We start from the raw sequence: 17693 nt of genomic DNA on the forward strand, positions 1-17693 counted from the left end.
GTCGGACCGCAGGTCCGGGTGGGGTTGTCTCGGCAGTGCTCGACGTTCCTTGATGTCGGCGCGCTTGGCGGAGGACCCCACCCCCGGCCTTCGGCCGGACCCTCCCCTTGAGGAGGAGGGGACGCAGCGCCAGGGAAACAGCCATGACCACCATCACCGCAACCACCGCCCCACCCCGCGTCCGCAAACGCGTCGGCGCCGGGCGCCGGCAATGGATTGGCCTGCTCTATGTCGCGCCGGCCGTGGCGCTGGTCATGCTGTTCTTCGTCATTCCGCTCGGCATGACGGCCTGGATGTCGCTGCACAACTGGCCCTTGATGGGCGAGCACTCCTTCATCGGCCTCGGCAATTACTGGGCAATCCTGCGCGACACCAGGTTCTGGAACGCGCTGAGATTCACCGGCTACTACACGCTGATCGTCACCATCGCGATCTTCGCCGTCGCCTTTCCGCTGGCGATCTTCATCGAGCGGCCGCGCCCATTCACCAACCTCTACCGCACCATGTTCTTCATGCCGGCGGTGGTCGGCTTTGCCTCGGCGAGCCTTTTGTGGTCGTGGCTGCTCAACGTCGATTCCGGCCTGTTCAGCCCCGCCGCCTACGATCTCGGCCTGATCGACAAGAAGTTCAACCTGCTCGCCACCTTCCAACCGGCCTTCTGGTCGATCATCGCCATGGTGGTGTGGAAGGTCGCTGGCTTCACCATGATCATCCTGATGACCGGCCTGCAGTCGATCCCGCAGGATCTGCAGGAGGCCGCCGTCATCGACGGCGCCGGGCCGTTCGCCAGGTTCCGGGCGATCACCTTGCCGCTGATGCGCCGCACCCTGGCGCTGGCGCTGATCCTGTCGGTCGCGGGCTCCATCCTTGCCTTCGACCAGTTCTACATCATCCTGCGCGGCGGCCCGCGCAACCAGACGCTGACGGCGGTGTACTGGATCTTCAACCAGTCCTTCGTCTCGTTCAAGCTCGGCTATGGCGCGGCACTCTCGATGGTGCTGCTGGTCATCCTGGTGGCGCTCAGCCTCGTCCAGCTCTGGTTGCTGCGCAAACCCGAGGGGCTCGACTGATGGCGCAGGCGATATCGGGCACAGGCAAGCTTGCCGCGCGCTTGGCCAGGCATTCCACCGGCATCGTCGCCTCGGTGCTGTTCGTGGCGCCGATCGTGTGGACGGTGCTGTCGGCCTTCAAGCCGGCACAGGAGGCGCGCCTGCCGCCGCTGCCGCCCTGGCCGACGACGGGCTTCTCGCTGGAGAACTATCAAACGCTGAACAGTTTCGGCGACGGCCTGTGGGCCTCGGCGCAGAACAGCATCTATGTCTCGGTGATGACGGTCATGCTGTCGGTCATCGTCAGCGTGCTCGCTGGCTACGGTTTTTCGCGGTTTCGGTTCCCGTTCAAGGACTTGTTCTTCGTCCTCATCCTGTCGACGATCATGATCCCGTTCCAGTCGATCCTGACGCCGATCTTCCTGGTGCTGACCAAGCTTGGCCTGCACAACACGCTGACCGGCCTGGTCGGCGTCTATGTGACGCTGCAGCTGCCGTTCTCGATCTTCATGATGCGCAACGCCTTCGACGCGGTGCCGCGCGAGATCGAGGAGGCCGCGCGCATGGACGGCGCCGGCAACGCCACCATGCTCATAAAGGTCATGCTGCCGCTGGTCTGGCCTGGTGTCGTCACCATCGCGCTGTTTGCCTTCCTCGGCGCCTGGAACGAATTCCTCGCTGCCCTGGTGCTGATGACCGACCAGTCCAAGTTCACGCTGCCGGTGATGATGACCGCACTTCAGTCCGGCCGCTTCGGCGCCATCGACTGGGGCGCGGTGCAGGCGGGCGTCACCGTGATGATGGTGCCGTGCCTGATCCTGTTCCTGGCTTTGCAGCGCTTCTACATCCGCGGCCTGATGGCCGGGGCCGTCAAATAGAGCATGATCCCGAAAAGTGGGAACCGGTTTTCGGAAAGATCATGCTCCAACAAAGAGATAGACGTCAGATCGAATGGAGTGAGTTCATGACCGCATCGCCATCCCCCCGCCACGCCACCCCAAATAAATCGCAGGGGACGGGCAAGCCGAAGCTCGCCTTCCGCCCGCTGCCGGTGCCGCAGGTCGACGTGCGCGGCTTCTGGGGCGACCGCGCCGAGGCGGTTGCCACGCGCACCGCCGACATCCTTTACGACCGCTGCGTGGCGGCGCGCATGCTGGAGCAGATCGATCCGGACCAGCCCTCGCCAGGCGTCGTCATTCCGTTCCACTCGCCCTCGCCCGACGAGGCGGCCTCCGCCGGCTTCACCGGCTCGACGGTGACCACGCAGATGTTCTGGGATTCCGATCTCGGCAAGACGATCGAGACCGCGGCCTATTCGCTCTACCGGCGTAAGAATCCCGAACTGGAGAAGAAGATCGACGCCGTCATCGACATGTATGGCAGGCTGCAGCAGGAGGACGGCTATCTCTCCAGCTGGTACCAGCGCATCCAGCCGGGCAAGCGCTGGACCAATCTGCGCGACTGCCATGAGCTTTATTGCGCCGGCCACCTCATCGAGGGCGCGGTCGCCTACTACCAGGCGACGGGCAAGCGCAAGCTGCTCGACATCATGTGCCGCTATGCCGACCACATCGCTTCGGTGCTGGGACCCGAGCCCGGCAAGAAAAAAGGCTATTGCGGCCATGAGGAGATCGAACTGGCGCTGGTCAAGCTGGCGCGGGTGACGGGCGAACAAAAGTACATGGAATTGGCCAAATATTTCATCGACCAGCGCGGGCAGCAGCCGCACTATTTCGACGAGGAGGCGCGCGCCCGTGGCGCCGACCCGAAGGCTTATCATTTCAAGACCTACGAATACAGCCAGTCGCACATACCGGTTCGCGAGCAGGACAAGGTCGTCGGCCACGCGGTGCGGGCCATGTACCTCTATTCGGGGATGGCCGACATCGCGACCGAATATGGCGACGACACGCTGCGGGTGGCGCTCGACCGGCTGTGGGACGACCTCACCACCAAGAACCTCTACATCACCGGCGGGCTCGGCCCGTCGGCGCACAATGAGGGCTTCACCAGCGACTACGACCTGCCCAACGAAACCGCCTATGCCGAGACCTGTGCGTCGGTCGGGCTGGTGTTCTGGGCGAGCCGCATGCTCGGCATGGGGCCGAACGCGCGCTACGCCGACATGATGGAGCGCGCGCTCTACAACGGCTCGATCTCGGGCCTGTCGCTCGACGGTTCGCTGTTCTTCTACGAGAACCCGCTGGAAAGCCGGGGCAAGCATAACCGCTGGAAATGGCACCGCTGCCCTTGCTGCCCGCCCAATATCGGGCGCATGGTCGCCTCGATCGGCAGCTATTTCTACAGCCTGGCGGACGACGCGCTGGCGGTTCATCTCTATGGCGACTCCACCGCCCGCTTCGACATTGCAGGCACACCGGTCACGCTGACGCAGGCGAGCCGCTATCCCTGGGATGGTGCCGTCGAGATTACCGTTGAGCCGCAGGCGCCGGTAGAGTTCACGCTGCACCTGCGTGTGCCGGCTTGGAGCTCCAAGGCCAAGCTCGAGATCAATGGCGAGGCGATCGACCTCGCAGAAGTGACCAGTGACGGCTACGCCGCGATCCGGCGCCAATGGAAGAAGGGCGACCGTGTCAGGCTCGATCTCGAAATGCCGATCGAGCGGCTCTATGCCAATCCCGAGGTGAGGCAGGATGCCGGCCGCGTCGCGCTGTCGCGCGGGCCGCTGATCTACTGCGTCGAGGCGACCGACAATGACAGCCGCCTGCATCGCTTGACCCTGCCGCGCACGGCCGGCATCGAGGCGCATGACGAACCGGATCTGCTCGGCGGTGTGGTGACGCTTTCAGCCACGGCACAAGCCGATGCCGGGGATGGCTGGCAGGACGGCCTTTATCGCTCCGAGCCGCCGGCCAAGGTCGAGACCCGCCTGACCGCCGTCCCCTATTTCGCCTGGGACAACCGCGAGCCGGGCGAGATGCTGGTCTGGCTGCGCGATGGTTGAGGTCGGCCGTAACGCCATGGGGCGGCCGGTTATGTCCGGCTCGACTGGGCGGCGGCGGTCAGCGGCTTTTTCGGCGCTGTTTTCGCGGCGCTGCCGTCAATATGCGCCCAGGCCGGCCGCTCGAACAGGAACATGCCGAAGCCGATGCGCTGGACAATGAAGTAAAGCACGACGGGGCTGACGATCGAGACCAGCAGCACCGCCAGGCTGAGCAAGCCCGTGTCGGTCAGCAGGCCGCTTGCCAGTGCGGCGCCGCGGAACAGCGACATCGGAATGGTGAAGGCGACATAGACGACCAGCGAATGTTCGCCGAGCCAGCGCAGCCATTCCATGGCGGGAAATTTCGACAGGAAACCGCCAAGCACGCAAAGCGCCACGGCACCGGCGACGGCCAGGACGAGATGCAGCGGCGGCCATGCCGCCAGGCCCATCTGCATGCCGACCGGCTGCATGGCATAACCCGGCGAATAGACCAGCAGGCCATTGACGACAGCCCACAGGACGAGCCCGGCGACAGCCACCGCCGGGCGGGCTTGCGTCCATTCGACGAGCCGGAACACCAGCGGCGCCATGACGAAGCCAACGTAGAAAAAGACGAAGTAGGCGGCGAATTGTTCGACCGCGTAGCTGTCGGGATGCGGCGCCCACATCTGCAGACCGGCGGCGATCGGGATGACGATCCAGGCGGGCACGGCAAGCTGCCGCAGCAGTTTCGCGGCAAGACCGAACACCGCCAGCATGTAGATGAACCACAGGACGCCATAGGGCTGGACGACGGCCATTGCCAGGTCGTGCAGCATGCCGGCGGGATCCCGGCTGAAGATGCCGATCTTCAGCCCGATCGAGATGATCGCCCACAGCACGTAGAAATAGAGGTAATGGACGACGCGCCGGTCGATATAGCGCCGCCACGGCCGGTCGATCACCTGCGACAGGAACAGCCCCGAGATCAGGAAGAATTCCGGCATCCGAAACGGCGTCGCGAAGCCGATGACATAGTGGAGAAAGCCGACGCCGCCTGTATACTCGCCGGTGTTGTAGGCCGAGTACATCATAACCACGAGGATGATCGAGAGGCCTTTGGCCGTGTCCACCCACGGCATGCGCATTGGGCTGCTGTTCATGGCGGCGAATCCAAACCGGCCGGCCCGGCTGGCCAGCCATCATCCCGCGATGTCTAGCACCATCAAGCTTCCCAGATCGTAAACGCGGCTGTCTTGCGGTGAGGCTGGCAGCGTCCGCGGGCCGCCGTGTTGAAGCCGTTGGCAATCATCTGCCGTCAGCGCTGCCCCTCGCCTGCCTGGCATCATCTCCCCGTAAACGGGGCGAGGGACGCCGTTCTCGCCGATTTCGCCAATCGCCGGCGTTGCGGAAAGAGCGTCGGCCTCGCGGCAGCCCTCTCGCCCCGTTTACGGGGAGAGATGTCCGGCAGGACAGTGAGGGGCAGCGCCGACCGTGACCTCTATGCACAATGAACGATTACTTTCGGGACTTGGATTTGTTCAAAGCCACCGCCGCGCGTACCAGCGCCTTGAAGGCCTCCTGGTCGACCTCCTCGCCTTTCTGGAAATCGATGGCGCGCCGTGTGTTGCCTTCGAGGCTGGAATTAAACAGGCGCGCGGGATCGGGCAGCGCGGCACCCTTGGCGAAGGTCAGCTTGACGACGGCCTTGTAGGTCTCGCCGGTGCAGATCATGCCGGCATCCTCCCACACCGGCACGCCGCGCCATTTCCACGTCTCGACCACGTCGGGATCGGCTTGATGGATCAGCGTGCGCAGCCGCCCCAGCATCTCGCCGCGCCAGTCGCCCAATTCCTTGATCCTGCCGTCGATCAGCTCGGAGGGAGATTTGCTGTCCTGGGTGGTCGTCATGCCGTTTCTCCTTCGAATGCTAGATAGGGCACTCACATGCGCTCGCCAGGCAAGAGGCTCGCCTGCTTCACCCAGGCGCTGAACTGCGCTTCGTCGAACGCGTCGTCCTCATGAATGTTGAGGTAGCGCGTGTCCTGGCTCCTGGATTCGCCCGGCGGCACCGGATCCAGCGACATGCCGCGAAAGAAGGCCACCTTGATGTATCTGGTGAAGCAATGGAAGCTGAGGAACCAGCCTTCGCCCTCGACGCCGTAGAAAGGCGAGTTCCATTTCACCGCCTTGTTCACCCCGGGCACGGCGCGCTCGATGAGCGCGTCGAGCCGCCCGCCCATCTCGCGCTTCCAGCCCGGCATTGCCGCGATATAGGCCTGCACCGGAGCGTCGCCATAATCCTTGGCGATCTGCGGGTTGCCGCCGGAAAGCAGCTTCGGCTCAGCCTTGGCCGGGTCGCCTTGGCCATGCGCTTTCCTCCTATCCATTGGCCCGCTGTGCGCTGCGTCCTTTCGCGACATAGGGCAGCACGAACATATAGAGGCCGCTGAACAGCATAAGGAAGAGCGGCGGCAGTGGCGAATAGACCACCCAGGCCGGCGGCTGTCCAAACGCCATGGTGACGAAATTGGCGACGACGGTCGCCGTGAAGACGATCGACAGCCAGCGATGCGCTTGCCGCATCCATTTGCTCCAGTCCAATTCTGCCTCCTCTTGCGCTATGCGTTGAAACCCGGCGCCCTACCAGCGCGCCAGTTCGGTGATCTGGATGAGATTGCCGCAGCCATCCTCCAACTTGGCGATGGTCGAGCCGGTCACGTCGGTAGGCGCCATGGCAAAGGCACCGCCCTTCGCCTTGATGCGCTCATGGTCGCCCTTGATGTCGTCGGTGAAGAGCATCAGCGCCGGCTGGCCCTGCTTGAAGATCGCCTGCTGGTAGGCCTTTGCCGCCGGGTTGTCGTTCAGCGCCAGCTGCAATTCGGTGCCGTCGGGCTCTTCGGCCGAGACGACCGTCAGCCAACGGAACGGCCCATTGCTGAAATCGGCTTTTTTGGTGAAGCCCAGCACGCCGGTGTAGAAGGCAAGCGCCTTTTCCTGATCGTCGACATAGATGCTGGTCAGTTTGATCTTCATCGCTTTTTCTCCATGGTTTTGCCGGCGGAGAACCCGCCCTCTGATATTTCTGTGTGGCTTTCAGTTCGAGGCCTCAGTCCGTCCGCGCCAGAAGCTCTTCCAGCTTTTCCAGGAATTGCGGCCAACCCACCTTGGCGCCGCCATAGGCCCGCTTCTGGTCGGGCCGGAAACCGGCCTGCTCCATGCGCAAATGGGTTCCCGTTGGCGTCGGGGTGAGCGTGAAAGTCACCACGCTCCTGAGATCGAACGCTGGGTCCTGATGCGCGAGGTTCCAGCTGTAGGACAACCTCTTGTGCGGCTCCACGGCAAGCACCTCGCAGTCCAGCACGCCGCCCCAGTCGGCGCTGATGTTGAAGCGATGGCCGACGGCGGGTTTGAAATCGTTCTTCATCAGCCACTCCTCGATGAGATGCGGTTGCGTCAGCGCGCGCCAGAGTTTTTCGGGCGGATGGGAGATCTCCCGCTCGACGACGACAGTGCGGGTTTGCTGTGCACTGTCGTTCACTGGTCCATCCTTTTGAGCAAATCCTCGAGGTCGTCGAACCGGCTTTCCCAGAACCCCGCCATATGGCGTGTCCAGTCCATCAGCGGCGCCAGCGCGGCAAGCTGGGCGCTGTAATGCGTCTGGCGGCCTTGATGGCGGTCGCGCACCAGCCCGGCCTGCTTCAGCACGCCGAGATGCTTCGACACCGCCGGCTGCGAGACGCCGGACTGGCTGGTCAGCGCCCCGACCGTCTGCTCTCCCTGGCGGCACAGCCGCTCGAAGATCGCCCGCCGTGTCGGGTCGGCGAGGGTCCTGAAGAGCGTGTCATGAGCGTCTGGCATCTCTAATCGATAACCCGTTGGCTATTGGTTGACGTATAACCACAGGGATATATGTTCGTCAAGCGAAAGATTGCAGCGTCCTGAATACGGTGGTGGCTAGACGGCGACGTGGCTGCGACCGATCTCGCGCGCCACCAGTTCCTGCAGTTGCCACAGATTGCGGTCGCGTATGCCGCAGGCGTCGAGATGGCGGATGGTCTCGAACAGATATTGCGCGCCCGAGCCCCAATGGCCGACGGCGTTCGCCAGCGTCGCCGCGACCGCGGGCTTGTCCAGTTTGCCGGCATAGCGCGGGTTGGCGGGATCGACGACGAAGCCGAGCGCCAGGCACGGCCCGCTTTCGGTGCTGACCCGCAGCCAGCGCGGCACGTTGACGGCGGGCAGGATGGTCATTTCGCGGCGCAGCAGCGCTTCCAGATTGGCGGCAACCGGTTCGGCGATCTCGAACACCATGCCCTGGCACTGGCCGCCACGGTCGAGCGCCATCATCAGCCCGGGCTGCTCGAGCGTGCCGCGAAAGCGCTGCACCGTGAAGCAGAACGACCGGTGCCAGCCCCGCGCCACCGCCCGCTCACCGCCCCTCACCTCGCCCGCCGGCTTCCACAACAATGAGCCATAGGCGAACAGCTTCAGCGGCCCGGGTGGTGCCGAGGCCAGGATCTCGTCGCGAAACCGCGCATAGTCGTCATCGATCATCGGGATCATGCCCGGCACCGGCCCGGCATCCTCGACCACGCGCAAGGTGCGCGCCACCAGCGCCTCGGTCAGCGCCATCGGCGCCTTGCGTGGCGTTGATTTGCGCGGTGCGGCGGAAATCGGCTTGCTCATTGTCGTGCCTCGGCCATGGCAGCCATGTTGCTGAAGGCTAGGGGATTCTCAAGAGCCAGAACCGTTCGAAACCTGGAATCCATACCTGAGCCATCCCGTGCAGCAGCTTGATCAGATTCAACAAAATCGGGCGACGTTCGGCGTGCCTATGACACCAGCGGCATCGGCAGCTTGAGCCCATCGATCAGCGCATCGCGGAACAGCGCGATGGGGCGCCCCAGCCGCCCGGCAGGCGGGCGGTGCAGCAGCCAGGCGCGCACTTGCGGCTTGAAGTCGGGGCAGTCGATCACCTCGACGGCATCGCGCCAGCGACTGTCGGCGAAGGCGCCCGGCGTGACGATGCCGATGCCATGGCCGCGCGCCACCAGCGACATTCTGAGATCGACGCTGAGCGCTTCGACGCCGACCTGGAAAGGCAGCCTCGCGGCCTCGAAGCTCTGACGGATGAAGGCGCGAAAACCGCAGCCGTTTTCGTTCATCACCCAGGCAAAGCGCGATAGATCGGCAAGCTTCGCCTGCTTCGGCACGCCAAGGCCGGGAGACGCGACCAGCAGCACCGATTGTACGCCGAGATCGTCGCAGACCAGTTCGTCCGGTGGCGCCAGGCCTTCGGCGAGGCACACCGCCACCGCGTCGACCTCGCTGCGCGCCACCTGCTCGACCAGCCTTGGCGACCAGCCCGACGTGATGCGCAGCGTCAATTGCGGGAAGGCGGCGCGCAGGCCATCGAGCGGCAGCGCCAGCGCCGCATCCGAGAGATAGGGCATGATGCCCAGGCGGAATTCGCCCCTGACCTCGCCTTGCGGCGACACGCCTGCCTTCAGGTCCTCCAGCGAACGCAGCACGCGCCGGCCATGCTCATAAGCTTCGCGTCCCGAGGCGGTCGGCTTCAGCGGCTTCGACTGGCGGTCGAGCAATGCTGTCGCCAACCCATCCTCGAGGTTCTGGATGCGGCGCGTGACCCCCGGCTGGGTGAGATTGAGCCTGGCCGAGGCGCCGACGATCGAGCCAGTTTCCACCACGGCGACGAAAGCTTCGAGATCGTGGATGTTCATGCATATCTCGCATAATCATTATCAATTTGATTGAATTGTAGCATGATAAAACTTCGGCATAAAGTCCTCACGGGATATGCAACTTCATTGAGGATTTCATGCTCGATACCAATGATGGCCAATTGGCCGGACGGCTGCCGGCTCGAACCATCACCGGCCCGCAGACGCTGCTTTTTGCAGCCTCTACCGGCATTATCGTCACCAATCTGTTCGCGCCGCAGATACTGGTCGGCCTGATCGGCCCGTCGCTCGGCGCCGGCACAGCGAGCGTCGGTCTGGTCGCCATGGCGACGCTGCTCGGCTATGCCGCCGGCCTGTTCTTCTTGGTGCCGATGGCCGATCTCGGCGAAAACCGCACCCTGATCCTGCGCATGCTGGGCGCGGCGGCTCTTGCGGCCGGCATCGCCGCGCTGGCGCCCACCATCGCCTCGCTGCTGATCGTCCTGTTCGTGCTCGGCGCCGCCTGTTCGGCGATCCAGATACTGGTGCCAATCGCCGCCTCGATGGCGCCGCCCGGCGAGGCCGGCCGCGTCATCGGCGATGTGATGAGCGGACTGATGATCGGCATCCTGCTCGCACGGCCGCTGGCCAGCCTCATCGCCGATGCCTGGGGCTGGCGCGCCTTCTATGGCCTCAGCGCCGCCGCCCTGACGCTGCTCGCCATCGTGCTCGCCTTCACCCTGCCGCGACGGCGGCCGGAGGTGAAATCGTCCTATGGCGCGCTGATTGCTTCACTGTTCCATCTGCTGCGCCAAGAGCCGGTGCTGCGGCGCCGCGCCTTGACCGCGGCGCTGGTGATGGCGGCGTTCAGTCTGTTCTGGACGGCGGTGGCCCTGCGCCTGGCGCAGGCGCCTTTCGGCCTCGGGCAACGGGGCATCGCGCTTTTCGCGCTCGTCGGCGCCGGCGGTGCCGTGGTTACGCCGCTGTTCGGTCGCGCCGGCGACCGTGGCTGGACGCGGGCGGCGACGATCTTCTGCCATCTCCTGCTGATCGGCGCGCTGGTACTCGCGGCCTGGGCCGGCTCCTTTCAGTCCGGCGCGTCATGGACACCGCTCGCGCTGATGGGCGTCAGCGCCGTGCTGCTCGACATCGGCGTCACCGGCGACCAGACGCTCGGCCGCCGCGCCATCAACCTGCTGCGTCCCGAGGCGCGCGGCCGCCTCAACGGCCTGTTCGTCGGCATCTTCTTCATCGGCGGCGCAATCGGCTCCTTGCTGGCCGGCATCGGCTGGACCCTGGGCGGCTGGCCCTGTCTCAGCGCCATCGGCGCCGCCTTTGGTCTCGCTGCCCTGCTGGTCGACTGGACCGGCGGGCCCGAATGACCGCTGGCCGGAACGACATTGCCTCATAAGCGTTGTCGGCGGGGAGGAAGTCATGAACGATGCGCCGGCAACGCCCGTCGGCAGGCCGCTTTCGCCTGGCGAGCTGGTCACCGTGATGTCCCATTTCCATCGCGCCGAGATCGCCCGCATGGCGGGCTGGCGCGACCGCCTCGACCGCACCAGCAATTGGGCGATCACCGTTGTCGCGGCGATGCTGTCGGTGTCGCTGTCGACGGCCAGTGCCCATCACGGCGTGCTGCTGTTCGCCATGCTGCTGGTGCTGCTCTTGTTGTGGATCGAGGCGCGCCGCTACCGCTTCTTCGATGTCTATCGCGCCCGCGTGCGCCAGTTCGAGCGCCATTATTTCGCGCAGATCTTCTCGCCGCAGCCCGACTTTGCCTCCGACTGGCTGCTGATCCTCGGCGAGAGCCTGCGCACGCCAAAATTCCTGGTCTCGCAGCGCGTGGCGCTGGCGCGCCGCTTGCGCCGCAACTACCTGCACATGATGCTGATCCTGCTGCTCGCCTGGATCCTCAAACTGTCGACCCCGAGCCTGATTGACCAAGGCGTGCCGGTCGGCTTTGTCGGCACGATGCGCGAAGCTGTCGGCGCCGCGGCGCTCGGTCCCATTCCGGGCGTAGTCATCGTCGCCGTGGTTGCCCTCCTCTATGCCGTCCTGCTGGCAGCCGCCTTCCTGACACCGGGCGACGACGGCGAACTCTCCTTCGGCGACGTCCACGTCTGAGTTCGATACCTCGTGATGGATGGCTGCAACGCAAACCCCGGCCGCGCGTTGTGATGGTCAGTCCGCGGCGGCGTCTTGAAGGGACCCATGATCCACCCACTGGCAACAAGGTCGCACGGCACCGCGGCCGCCCTTTCGCTGGCCATCGTCGCCCTCGCCCCGGCAAGCCAGGCGCTGGCCGCGCAGCCGGCCGGCCACGCCTCGGGCATGGGCGGCTCGGCCGAAGGGCTGTTCGTCGCCGAGATCGTGCTTCTGCTTCTGGTCGGCCGTGGCCTTGGCGAAATCTTCCAGCGCTGCCGGCAGCCGGCGATCATGGGCCAGCTGATCGGCGGCATCCTGCTCGGGCCGTCGCTGTTCGGCTGGCTCTGGCCCGGCGCCCAGCATCTGATCTTCTCCACCGATCCGGCGCAGAAAAGCATGATCGATGCCGTCTCGCAGCTCGGCATCCTGCTGCTCCTGCTGCTGACCGGCATGGAGACGGATTTGCGGCTCGTGCGGCGGGTGGGTGCGGCCTGTTTTTCGATCTCGATCACCGGCGTCGTCCTGCCCTTTGCCTGCGGTTTCGCGCTGGCGCAGGTCTTGCCGGATTCGCTTCTGCCCGAGCCAAGCGAGCGCATCGTCGCCGGGCTGTTCCTCGGCACGGCGCTGTCGATCTCCTCGGTGAAAATCGTCGCCATGGTGGTGCGCGAGATGAATTTCATGCGCCGCAATCTCGGCCAGATCATCGTCTCCTCGGCAATCATCGAGGACACGATCGGCTGGCTGATCATCGCCGTCACTTTCGGCATCGCCACCAATGGCAGCCTGCAGGTGCTGCCACTGGTCCTGACGGTCGCCGAAGTGGCGCTGTTCATGGTGTTCTCCTTCACCATCGGCCGCCGCCTGGTGTTCACCCTGATCCGCTGGAGCAACGACTCCTTCCGCAGCGAATACGCCGTCATCACCGTTATCCTCATCATCATGGGCGTGATGGCGCTGATCACCAACCTGATCGGCGTCCACACGGTGCTCGGCGCCTTCGTCGCCGGCATACTGGTCGGGGAATCGCCGATCCTGTCGGACCACATCGAGGGCCAGCTGCGCGGCGTCATCACGGCGCTGTTCATGCCGGTGTTCTTCGGCATGGCCGGCCTGTCCGCGGACCTCACCGTGCTTGCCGACCCGATGCTGGCGCTGCTGACGCTGGCGCTGGTGGCGATCGCCAGCATCGGCAAATTCTCGGGCGCCTTCCTCGGCGGCCGCCTGGCCGGCATGTCCCTGAAGGAGTCCACCGCCGTCGGCAGCGCCATGAACGCGCGCGGCTCGACCGAGGTCATCGTCGCCTCGATCGGCCTGTCGATGAACATCCTTTCCCACAATCTGTTCACCATGATCGTCACCATGGCCGTCATCACCACGCTGGCCATGCCGCCGATGTTGCGCTGGGCGCTCGGCCGGCTGCCGGTCGGCGACACCGAAAGGCAGCGCGTCGACCGCGAACTGCTCGACGAGCGCGGCTTCGTCTCCAAGCTGGAGCGGCTGCTGCTGCTCGTCGATGACAGCTCGGTCGGCAAGTTCACCGCCTACCTCGCCGGTCTCGTCGGCGGTGGCAGCGGCATGCCGACCACGCTGCTCCACCTCGAGGACGGCAAACTGCCCGGCCCTGTCCGCGACAAAGGTCCCGAGCGGGCCTCCAAGCAGGTCAAGAGGGGTGCGGCCAGAAGCGCCAAGGCTGTCAGGAAGGCCGAGGATACGCCCGTCGACAAGGTCCACCTGACGGCCCGCACCGAGCTTGAAGCCACCACCGAGACGATCGCCGCGGAAGCCCGCAAGGGCTACGGCCTGCTGCTGGTCGGGCTGGACAACGCGCTGGCCGAAGGCACCTTCAGCGGCACGCTGAACGCCATCACCAGCGGCTTCGACGGCCCGCTCTGCCTGGTGCTGAATGGCGCCAAGGCCGATGGCAAGATGCCGATGCTGCGCGCCGGCGCGACCATCCTGGTTCCCGTCAACGGCACCGAGGTGGCGCGGCGCGCGGCCGATTTCGCGCTCGCCTTGGCGCGGCCGCACCGGGCGCGCGTGAAAGTCCTTTATGTCTCGCAGGCCCGCAAGGGCAGCCGGCCGAGCTCGGTTTCGCACCGCCGCGAGGAGGCCGTGCTCAAGGATGTCGCCGATCTCGCCGACCGCTATGGCGTCGCCGTCGAAACCGCGATCAGGACGCGCGCCACGCCCGACAGGGCGATCGCCAGGGAAGCAGCCAAGGGCGCCGCCATGGTGGTGATGGGCGTCACGCAGCGGCCAGGCGACGAGCTGTTCTTCGGCGACACGGCGAGCGCGGTTCTGGCCGCCGCCGCCTGCCCGGTCGTGCTTCTGGCCAGCGACCGCGTGCGCCGAACCGAAGCCGCCGCCGAGGAGGCGGCAGCCGAGACCGGCGCTTGATGCCTGTCGGCCTTGCCAGAGGACGCAAATCCCCAGGGGAAGCGCTACGCATTTTTCCTGGAATTGCTGCTACAGGCCGAGGAATTGCCGCCCGATCACGTAGCCCAGCGCCGCCGCGACGAGCGGAAACAGCGCCGGCGCGACCTTGCCGAACAAGGAGACGCTTGTGTCCTTGGGCGGCACATAGCGTCCATTGCCAAGATTCTTGGTCATTGCGTACCCCACGCCACCGGATAATTAGCAGATGCTTATTGACGCATGGCCGCATTAACGGGTTGCAAAGAAATTCGATCGAAAGCCGGCCATTCGACTGGATGACTGGCGAATGCGGCTTGGCTTGGCCTGGATCTCGGAAGCGGGTATGCCCCGGCCTCGCGCAGCCGCCGGGGCACCGGTTTGTCGCGGCCGAGCGCTAGGTCCGGCAGACCGCCACGACGAAGAACTCGCGGTAGCAGAAATCGGGATCGTCGAGCAGGCGATCCGGCCGCTGCTTGAGCTCCCGCCAATAGGCCTGGTCGGCGTCAGGCAGGGCGTAGCCCGGCGCGACGCTGGCAAAATAGGCCAGCAGGTCGCGAACATAGTCGCGCGTGAAGCGAGGCGCCGGCGCCCAGCGCTCGACCAGCCAGCCCTTGCGGCTGACGACCTCCAGGCCCGCCTGCCGCAGGCGCGCCGGAAGCGTCGAACCGCAATCGGTGCCGAGCACGCCCCGGTCGCGGAACCCCTGCAGCCTGGCGACCATGAAGCGCGCCAGCAAGGCGCGGTCCATGGGCAGGATCTGCAGGATGGTCGAATCGAAATCCTTGACCGCGAGGATGCCGCCCGGCTTCAGCACGCGCCTGGCCTCGCCGACGGCAAGCACGAACTCGGCCGGCGTCAGATACTGCATGACATTGCCGGACCAGACGCAATCGAACGATGCGTCGGCGAATGGCAGCGACAGGATGCTGCCGACATGCGTGGCGATTTCCGGCGGCTCGGGCAGCGTGCCCGCGAGCGCCTCGACCCGGCCGATGTTTTCGGGCGCGAGGTCGAGCGCGGCGATGAAGCCGGAGGGGCCGACGGCGCTCGCGATGAGCGGCAGGAAGCCGCCGCTGCCGCAACCGGCGTCGAGCACGCTCCAGCCCGGGCGGATGCCGGCGTCGAGCAAGGCCGCCTCGTATTCGGGCCGCGACGATTCGAAATGAAGATCGAGCCAGCCGGCCTCGCTCGCTTCGTGACCGGTGGACGTTTGGTTCCTGCCAGACAAATGATGACCCCCATGGCGCGGCAGGGATAGAAGCGCACCCAACGGCATCGCGCAATGCCCGCGCGGCGTGGAACCGACGCCGGTCTACGTCGGCAGGGATGGCTCGGTGTTGGGTTCCAGCGCCTCTTCCGCCTCATGGTCGTCCGGAAGCACGTCGCCATGCACCGCCAGCGGCCGGCCGATCCAGATGGGATCGACCAGATGGTCGCGCTTGGGATTGCTCGTGTTCGGGTGGACGAGGATGCTCAGCCCGCCATGGTTCAGCATCAGCCACGGAACCAGCGCGCCGAAGATCCCGGTCGCGAAGGAGACCTGGTACATGGCCTTGTCATGCGGCCCGACTTGCCTGTCGTGCCAATTGCCCAGGCGCACGCGGAAACGCTCGCCGATGCGAAGACGCAGCCATTCGGCATGCTGCCGCTCGGCCTGCCCGTCGAAATAGACATGCGCGTGATAGCTGGCGATCTCGGCAAGTGGCCGTGGACTGTCTTGGCTCATCTCGATGCCCTCCTCCTCCCGCCATTCAGCCCGAGAGCGCGGTCTTAAGCAAGGTCACCGACTGCCGCTCCACCCGCCGGGAAGATCGGCACCCGCTGGACGCGGTTCCCGCCTCCCAGGCATGCCGTCAGGCCGCCGGCCGCGAGGCTTTCGGCCCCGCGCACATCGTGTAGTCTGATCGTCCCCTTGGAAAGTGACAAGATGAACACCGCCGAAACCTTGCCCTATCTGTCATCCCAGCTGCTCGACCGCCTGTCGATCTCGACAGTCGACATGGTCGACGAGATCGAACGCCAGATCGTCGGCCAGCGGCGCGGCGAGGTCTGGTGCGCGCCGAAGGCGGTCGTGCTGCCGGGCGACGACCGCTACATCATGGCGACGCTGGGCGTCGCCTCCACGCCGCCCGTGCTGGCGACGAAATCGCTGGTCGTCAATCCGCGCAACGCCGGGCGCGGGCTGCCGACGCTCAATTCGCTGATCACGCTGCTCGACGCCGAAACCGGCCTGCCGCTTGCCCTGGTCGACGGCAATTGGGTGACGGAGAAACGCACCGCCGCCTTGAGCGCCGTCGCCGCCAGGCGCATGGCGCGCGGCGATGCGTCATCCCTGGCCTTCATCGGCTGCGGGGTGCAAGCGCGTGGCCACCTCGAAGCCTTCGCCGACCTCTTCCCCTTGCGCGAAATCCGCGCCTTCGGCCGCGGCACCGCCAACCGCGACGCGCTGTGCCAAATGGCCCGCTCGCGCGGACTGGAGGCCGTGCCCTGCGACACCGCAAGGGCCGCGATCGAAGGCGCCGACATGGTGGTGACGACGGTGACCCTGGTGCCCAAACCCGCGCCCTTCCTCGACGCCAACTGGCTGAAGCCGGGAAGCTTCGCCGTGATGACCGACCAGGCCCTGCCCTGGCTGCGAGAGACCATGCCCCGCTTCGACCGCATCATCGTGGATGATCTGGAGCAGGAGAGAAACATGGCCAAGCCGATGGTCGACCCGGCGCTGGTTGTCGGCGACCTGACGGGGCTGGTTTGTGGGGACTTTGCGGGGCGGGAGAGCGCGGGCGAGACGACGGCGTTTGTTTTTCGAGGGCTGGCCGTGGGGGATTTGGCGGTGGCGGGGCTGGTGTATATGCGCGCGCAGGCGGCTGGAGCGGTTGGGGCGTAGGGTAAGGGCGACGCCCGCCCCTCCCACTGTCGCGCCGTCGAACGCAATCATAGGTCGAATTGCCAATGCTGGAGGCGTTGTTATCAGCGCGTAGTCAACCGCGACCCGGAAGGCGGCCCTTCAACGACCAGCCAGCGCCTAACACTGAGTTGCACACCTATCAGGAGCAGCACGCGGCCGCTGTCATACATACCGTCACCGACGAGACCGAATTGGCCCTGATAGGCCCCAACCGCCACCTAGAATCGGCCCTATAAGCCCGAGACCAGAGCTGCGGTCATGCGCCAACTCGGTGGCATGTCGCCAGAAGCTATGGCGCTCGCCCGTGATACCGTCAGACTGACCGTCAAGATCGAAGATAACGACGACTATCTGACCGACGTGAAGACGGTCATCCGCGCTCTGGAGTTTGTGGAACATAGTGACCGGCTTGCGGCCCAAAACCGACACGCCGCAGTGATGCACGGCCGTAGTACCCAGGTTTTACTTACTGACCGCTTGAAGAATCAGATTCGTTCCTGTCTACAGGGCGCGGCTTGCGGATAGATTTTTCTGTGGGGGATCTTCACAGGTGAAAGCAAGAC

20 protein-coding genes are annotated in these 17693 nt (G+C 65.4%); 8 read left to right on the forward strand and 12 right to left on the reverse strand.

The annotated features are described in order from the left end of the window. The first annotated feature begins 143 nt into the window (after positions 1 to 143). The 3 genes from LB524_RS14225 to LB524_RS14235 all read left to right on the forward strand — a co-directional run bounded on the left by LB524_RS14225 (position 144) and on the right by LB524_RS14235 (position 4014). A complete protein-coding gene (locus tag LB524_RS14225; RefSeq protein ID WP_140724950.1) occupies positions 144 to 1070 on the forward strand; it encodes a carbohydrate ABC transporter permease in 927 nt (308 codons plus the stop codon). Beyond that, on the forward strand, positions 1070 to 1927 hold the full coding sequence (locus LB524_RS14230; protein WP_140617877.1) for a carbohydrate ABC transporter permease: 858 nt from the start codon (positions 1070 to 1072) through the stop codon (positions 1925 to 1927). The genes LB524_RS14225 and LB524_RS14230 overlap by 1 nt, the downstream gene beginning before the upstream one ends. 86 nt (positions 1928 to 2013) lie before the next feature. Beyond that, on the forward strand, positions 2014 to 4014 hold the full coding sequence (locus LB524_RS14235; RefSeq protein ID WP_224527348.1) for a glycoside hydrolase family 127 protein: 2001 nt from the start codon (positions 2014 to 2016) through the stop codon (positions 4012 to 4014). 29 nt (positions 4015 to 4043) lie between these two features. Here LB524_RS14235 and LB524_RS14240 read toward each other — a convergent pair whose 3' ends face one another. From LB524_RS14240 to LB524_RS14280, 9 genes are all read right to left on the reverse strand, one after another. Then, positions 4044 to 5138: an acyltransferase family protein gene (locus LB524_RS14240; protein ID WP_224527351.1), complete on the reverse strand. Its 1095-nt coding sequence runs from the start codon at positions 5136 to 5138 to the stop codon at positions 4044 to 4046. Positions 5139 to 5493: 355 nt separating this feature from the next. Beyond that, positions 5494 to 5886 (reverse strand): DUF1801 domain-containing protein, encoded by a 393-nt coding sequence (locus tag LB524_RS14245; RefSeq protein WP_140716554.1) that lies wholly within the window; start codon positions 5884 to 5886, stop codon positions 5494 to 5496. A 32-nt stretch (positions 5887 to 5918) separates the two neighbouring features. Then, on the reverse strand, positions 5919 to 6365 hold the full coding sequence (locus tag LB524_RS14250; protein ID WP_140824324.1) for a DUF1801 domain-containing protein: 447 nt from the start codon (positions 6363 to 6365) through the stop codon (positions 5919 to 5921). Continuing rightward, positions 6358 to 6579 (reverse strand): hypothetical protein, encoded by a 222-nt coding sequence (locus LB524_RS14255; RefSeq protein WP_224527354.1) that lies wholly within the window; start codon positions 6577 to 6579, stop codon positions 6358 to 6360. Before LB524_RS14255 ends, LB524_RS14250 begins: the two co-directional genes overlap by 8 nt. Before the next feature lie 39 nt (positions 6580 to 6618). Continuing rightward, a complete protein-coding gene (locus LB524_RS14260) occupies positions 6619 to 7011 on the reverse strand; it encodes a VOC family protein (protein WP_140663587.1) in 393 nt (130 codons plus the stop codon). Positions 7012 to 7084: 73 nt separating this feature from the next. Next, positions 7085 to 7516 carry an SRPBCC family protein gene (locus tag LB524_RS14265; RefSeq protein ID WP_015316759.1) on the reverse strand — a complete coding sequence of 144 codons (432 nt, stop codon included), beginning with the start codon at positions 7514 to 7516 and terminating at the stop codon, positions 7085 to 7087. Further along, positions 7513 to 7836 (reverse strand): ArsR/SmtB family transcription factor, encoded by a 324-nt coding sequence (locus LB524_RS14270; RefSeq protein WP_140617871.1) that lies wholly within the window; start codon positions 7834 to 7836, stop codon positions 7513 to 7515. Before LB524_RS14270 ends, LB524_RS14265 begins: the two co-directional genes overlap by 4 nt. Before the next feature lie 96 nt (positions 7837 to 7932). Continuing rightward, complete coding sequence (locus LB524_RS14275; RefSeq protein ID WP_224527357.1) at positions 7933 to 8664, reverse strand: gamma-glutamylcyclotransferase; 732 nt, start codon at positions 8662 to 8664, stop codon at positions 7933 to 7935. A 146-nt stretch (positions 8665 to 8810) separates the two neighbouring features. Beyond that, positions 8811 to 9719 (reverse strand): LysR family transcriptional regulator, encoded by a 909-nt coding sequence (locus LB524_RS14280; RefSeq protein ID WP_141906920.1) that lies wholly within the window; start codon positions 9717 to 9719, stop codon positions 8811 to 8813. 98 nt (positions 9720 to 9817) lie between these two features. Between LB524_RS14280 and LB524_RS14285 the strand changes: the two genes are divergently transcribed. The 3 genes from LB524_RS14285 (at position 9818) to LB524_RS14295 (ending at position 14204) form a co-directional block, all read left to right on the forward strand. Continuing rightward, positions 9818 to 11041, forward strand: a complete 1224-nt coding sequence (locus LB524_RS14285; RefSeq protein ID WP_224527362.1) for an MFS transporter — start codon at positions 9818 to 9820, stop codon at positions 11039 to 11041. A 52-nt stretch (positions 11042 to 11093) separates the two neighbouring features. Further along, a complete protein-coding gene (locus LB524_RS14290) occupies positions 11094 to 11786 on the forward strand; it encodes a DUF2270 domain-containing protein (protein WP_140724925.1) in 693 nt (230 codons plus the stop codon). 207 nt (positions 11787 to 11993) lie between these two features. Further along, on the forward strand, positions 11994 to 14204 hold the full coding sequence (locus LB524_RS14295) for a cation:proton antiporter (RefSeq protein ID WP_411909915.1): 2211 nt from the start codon (positions 11994 to 11996) through the stop codon (positions 14202 to 14204). Positions 14205 to 14273: 69 nt separating this feature from the next. Here LB524_RS14295 and LB524_RS14300 read toward each other — a convergent pair whose 3' ends face one another. From LB524_RS14300 to LB524_RS14310, 3 genes are all read right to left on the reverse strand, one after another. Continuing rightward, a complete protein-coding gene (locus LB524_RS14300) occupies positions 14274 to 14417 on the reverse strand; it encodes a hypothetical protein (protein WP_181177909.1) in 144 nt (47 codons plus the stop codon). 199 nt (positions 14418 to 14616) lie between these two features. Next, entirely contained in the window at positions 14617 to 15450 is an 834-nt protein-coding gene (locus tag LB524_RS14305; RefSeq protein ID WP_224527367.1) for a methyltransferase domain-containing protein, read from the reverse strand. 84 nt (positions 15451 to 15534) lie between these two features. Then, positions 15535 to 15948, reverse strand: a complete 414-nt coding sequence (locus LB524_RS14310; protein ID WP_224527369.1) for a DOPA 4,5-dioxygenase family protein — start codon at positions 15946 to 15948, stop codon at positions 15535 to 15537. 201 nt (positions 15949 to 16149) lie between these two features. Between LB524_RS14310 and LB524_RS14315 the strand changes: the two genes are divergently transcribed. Next, complete coding sequence (locus LB524_RS14315; RefSeq protein WP_224527373.1) at positions 16150 to 17109, forward strand: ornithine cyclodeaminase family protein; 960 nt, start codon at positions 16150 to 16152, stop codon at positions 17107 to 17109. A gap of 279 nt (positions 17110 to 17388) precedes the next feature. Next, positions 17389 to 17655: a hypothetical protein gene (locus LB524_RS14320; protein ID WP_224527376.1), complete on the forward strand. Its 267-nt coding sequence runs from the start codon at positions 17389 to 17391 to the stop codon at positions 17653 to 17655. The last annotated feature ends 38 nt before the right edge of the window (positions 17656 to 17693 follow it).

Origin of the sequence: Mesorhizobium sp. ESP6-5 (assembly GCF_020164695.1) — a bacterium.
GTDB lineage: Bacteria > Pseudomonadota > Alphaproteobacteria > Rhizobiales > Rhizobiaceae > Mesorhizobium > Mesorhizobium australicum.

What these genes read in the sequence shown, in the direction of transcription:
- LB524_RS14315 (WP_224527373.1), top strand. Translation starts at nt 16,150, where the DNA reads ATGAACACCGCCGAAACCTTGCCCTATCTGTCATCCCAGCTGCTCGAC.
- LB524_RS14290 (WP_140724925.1), top strand. Translation starts at nt 11,094, where the DNA reads ATGAACGATGCGCCGGCAACGCCCGTCGGCAGGCCGCTTTCGCCTGGC.
- LB524_RS14230 (WP_140617877.1), top strand. Translation starts at nt 1,070, where the DNA reads ATGGCGCAGGCGATATCGGGCACAGGCAAGCTTGCCGCGCGCTTGGCC.
- LB524_RS14320 (WP_224527376.1), top strand. Translation starts at nt 17,389, where the DNA reads ATGCGCCAACTCGGTGGCATGTCGCCAGAAGCTATGGCGCTCGCCCGT.
- LB524_RS14270 (WP_140617871.1), bottom strand. Translation starts at nt 7,836, where the DNA reads ATGCCAGACGCTCATGACACGCTCTTCAGGACCCTCGCCGACCCGACA.
- LB524_RS14245 (WP_140716554.1), bottom strand. Translation starts at nt 5,886, where the DNA reads ATGACGACCACCCAGGACAGCAAATCTCCCTCCGAGCTGATCGACGGC.
- LB524_RS14300 (WP_181177909.1), bottom strand. Translation starts at nt 14,417, where the DNA reads ATGACCAAGAATCTTGGCAATGGACGCTATGTGCCGCCCAAGGACACA.
- LB524_RS14275 (WP_224527357.1), bottom strand. Translation starts at nt 8,664, where the DNA reads ATGAGCAAGCCGATTTCCGCCGCACCGCGCAAATCAACGCCACGCAAG.
- LB524_RS14240 (WP_224527351.1), bottom strand. Translation starts at nt 5,138, where the DNA reads ATGAACAGCAGCCCAATGCGCATGCCGTGGGTGGACACGGCCAAAGGC.
- LB524_RS14285 (WP_224527362.1), top strand. Translation starts at nt 9,818, where the DNA reads ATGCTCGATACCAATGATGGCCAATTGGCCGGACGGCTGCCGGCTCGA.
- LB524_RS14310 (WP_224527369.1), bottom strand. Translation starts at nt 15,948, where the DNA reads ATGAGCCAAGACAGTCCACGGCCACTTGCCGAGATCGCCAGCTATCAC.
- LB524_RS14225 (WP_140724950.1), top strand. Translation starts at nt 144, where the DNA reads ATGACCACCATCACCGCAACCACCGCCCCACCCCGCGTCCGCAAACGC.
- LB524_RS14250 (WP_140824324.1), bottom strand. Translation starts at nt 6,365, where the DNA reads ATGGATAGGAGGAAAGCGCATGGCCAAGGCGACCCGGCCAAGGCTGAG.
- LB524_RS14280 (WP_141906920.1), bottom strand. Translation starts at nt 9,719, where the DNA reads ATGAACATCCACGATCTCGAAGCTTTCGTCGCCGTGGTGGAAACTGGC.
- LB524_RS14295 (WP_411909915.1), top strand. Translation starts at nt 11,994, where the DNA reads ATGGGCGGCTCGGCCGAAGGGCTGTTCGTCGCCGAGATCGTGCTTCTG.
- LB524_RS14260 (WP_140663587.1), bottom strand. Translation starts at nt 7,011, where the DNA reads ATGAAGATCAAACTGACCAGCATCTATGTCGACGATCAGGAAAAGGCG.
- LB524_RS14235 (WP_224527348.1), top strand. Translation starts at nt 2,014, where the DNA reads ATGACCGCATCGCCATCCCCCCGCCACGCCACCCCAAATAAATCGCAG.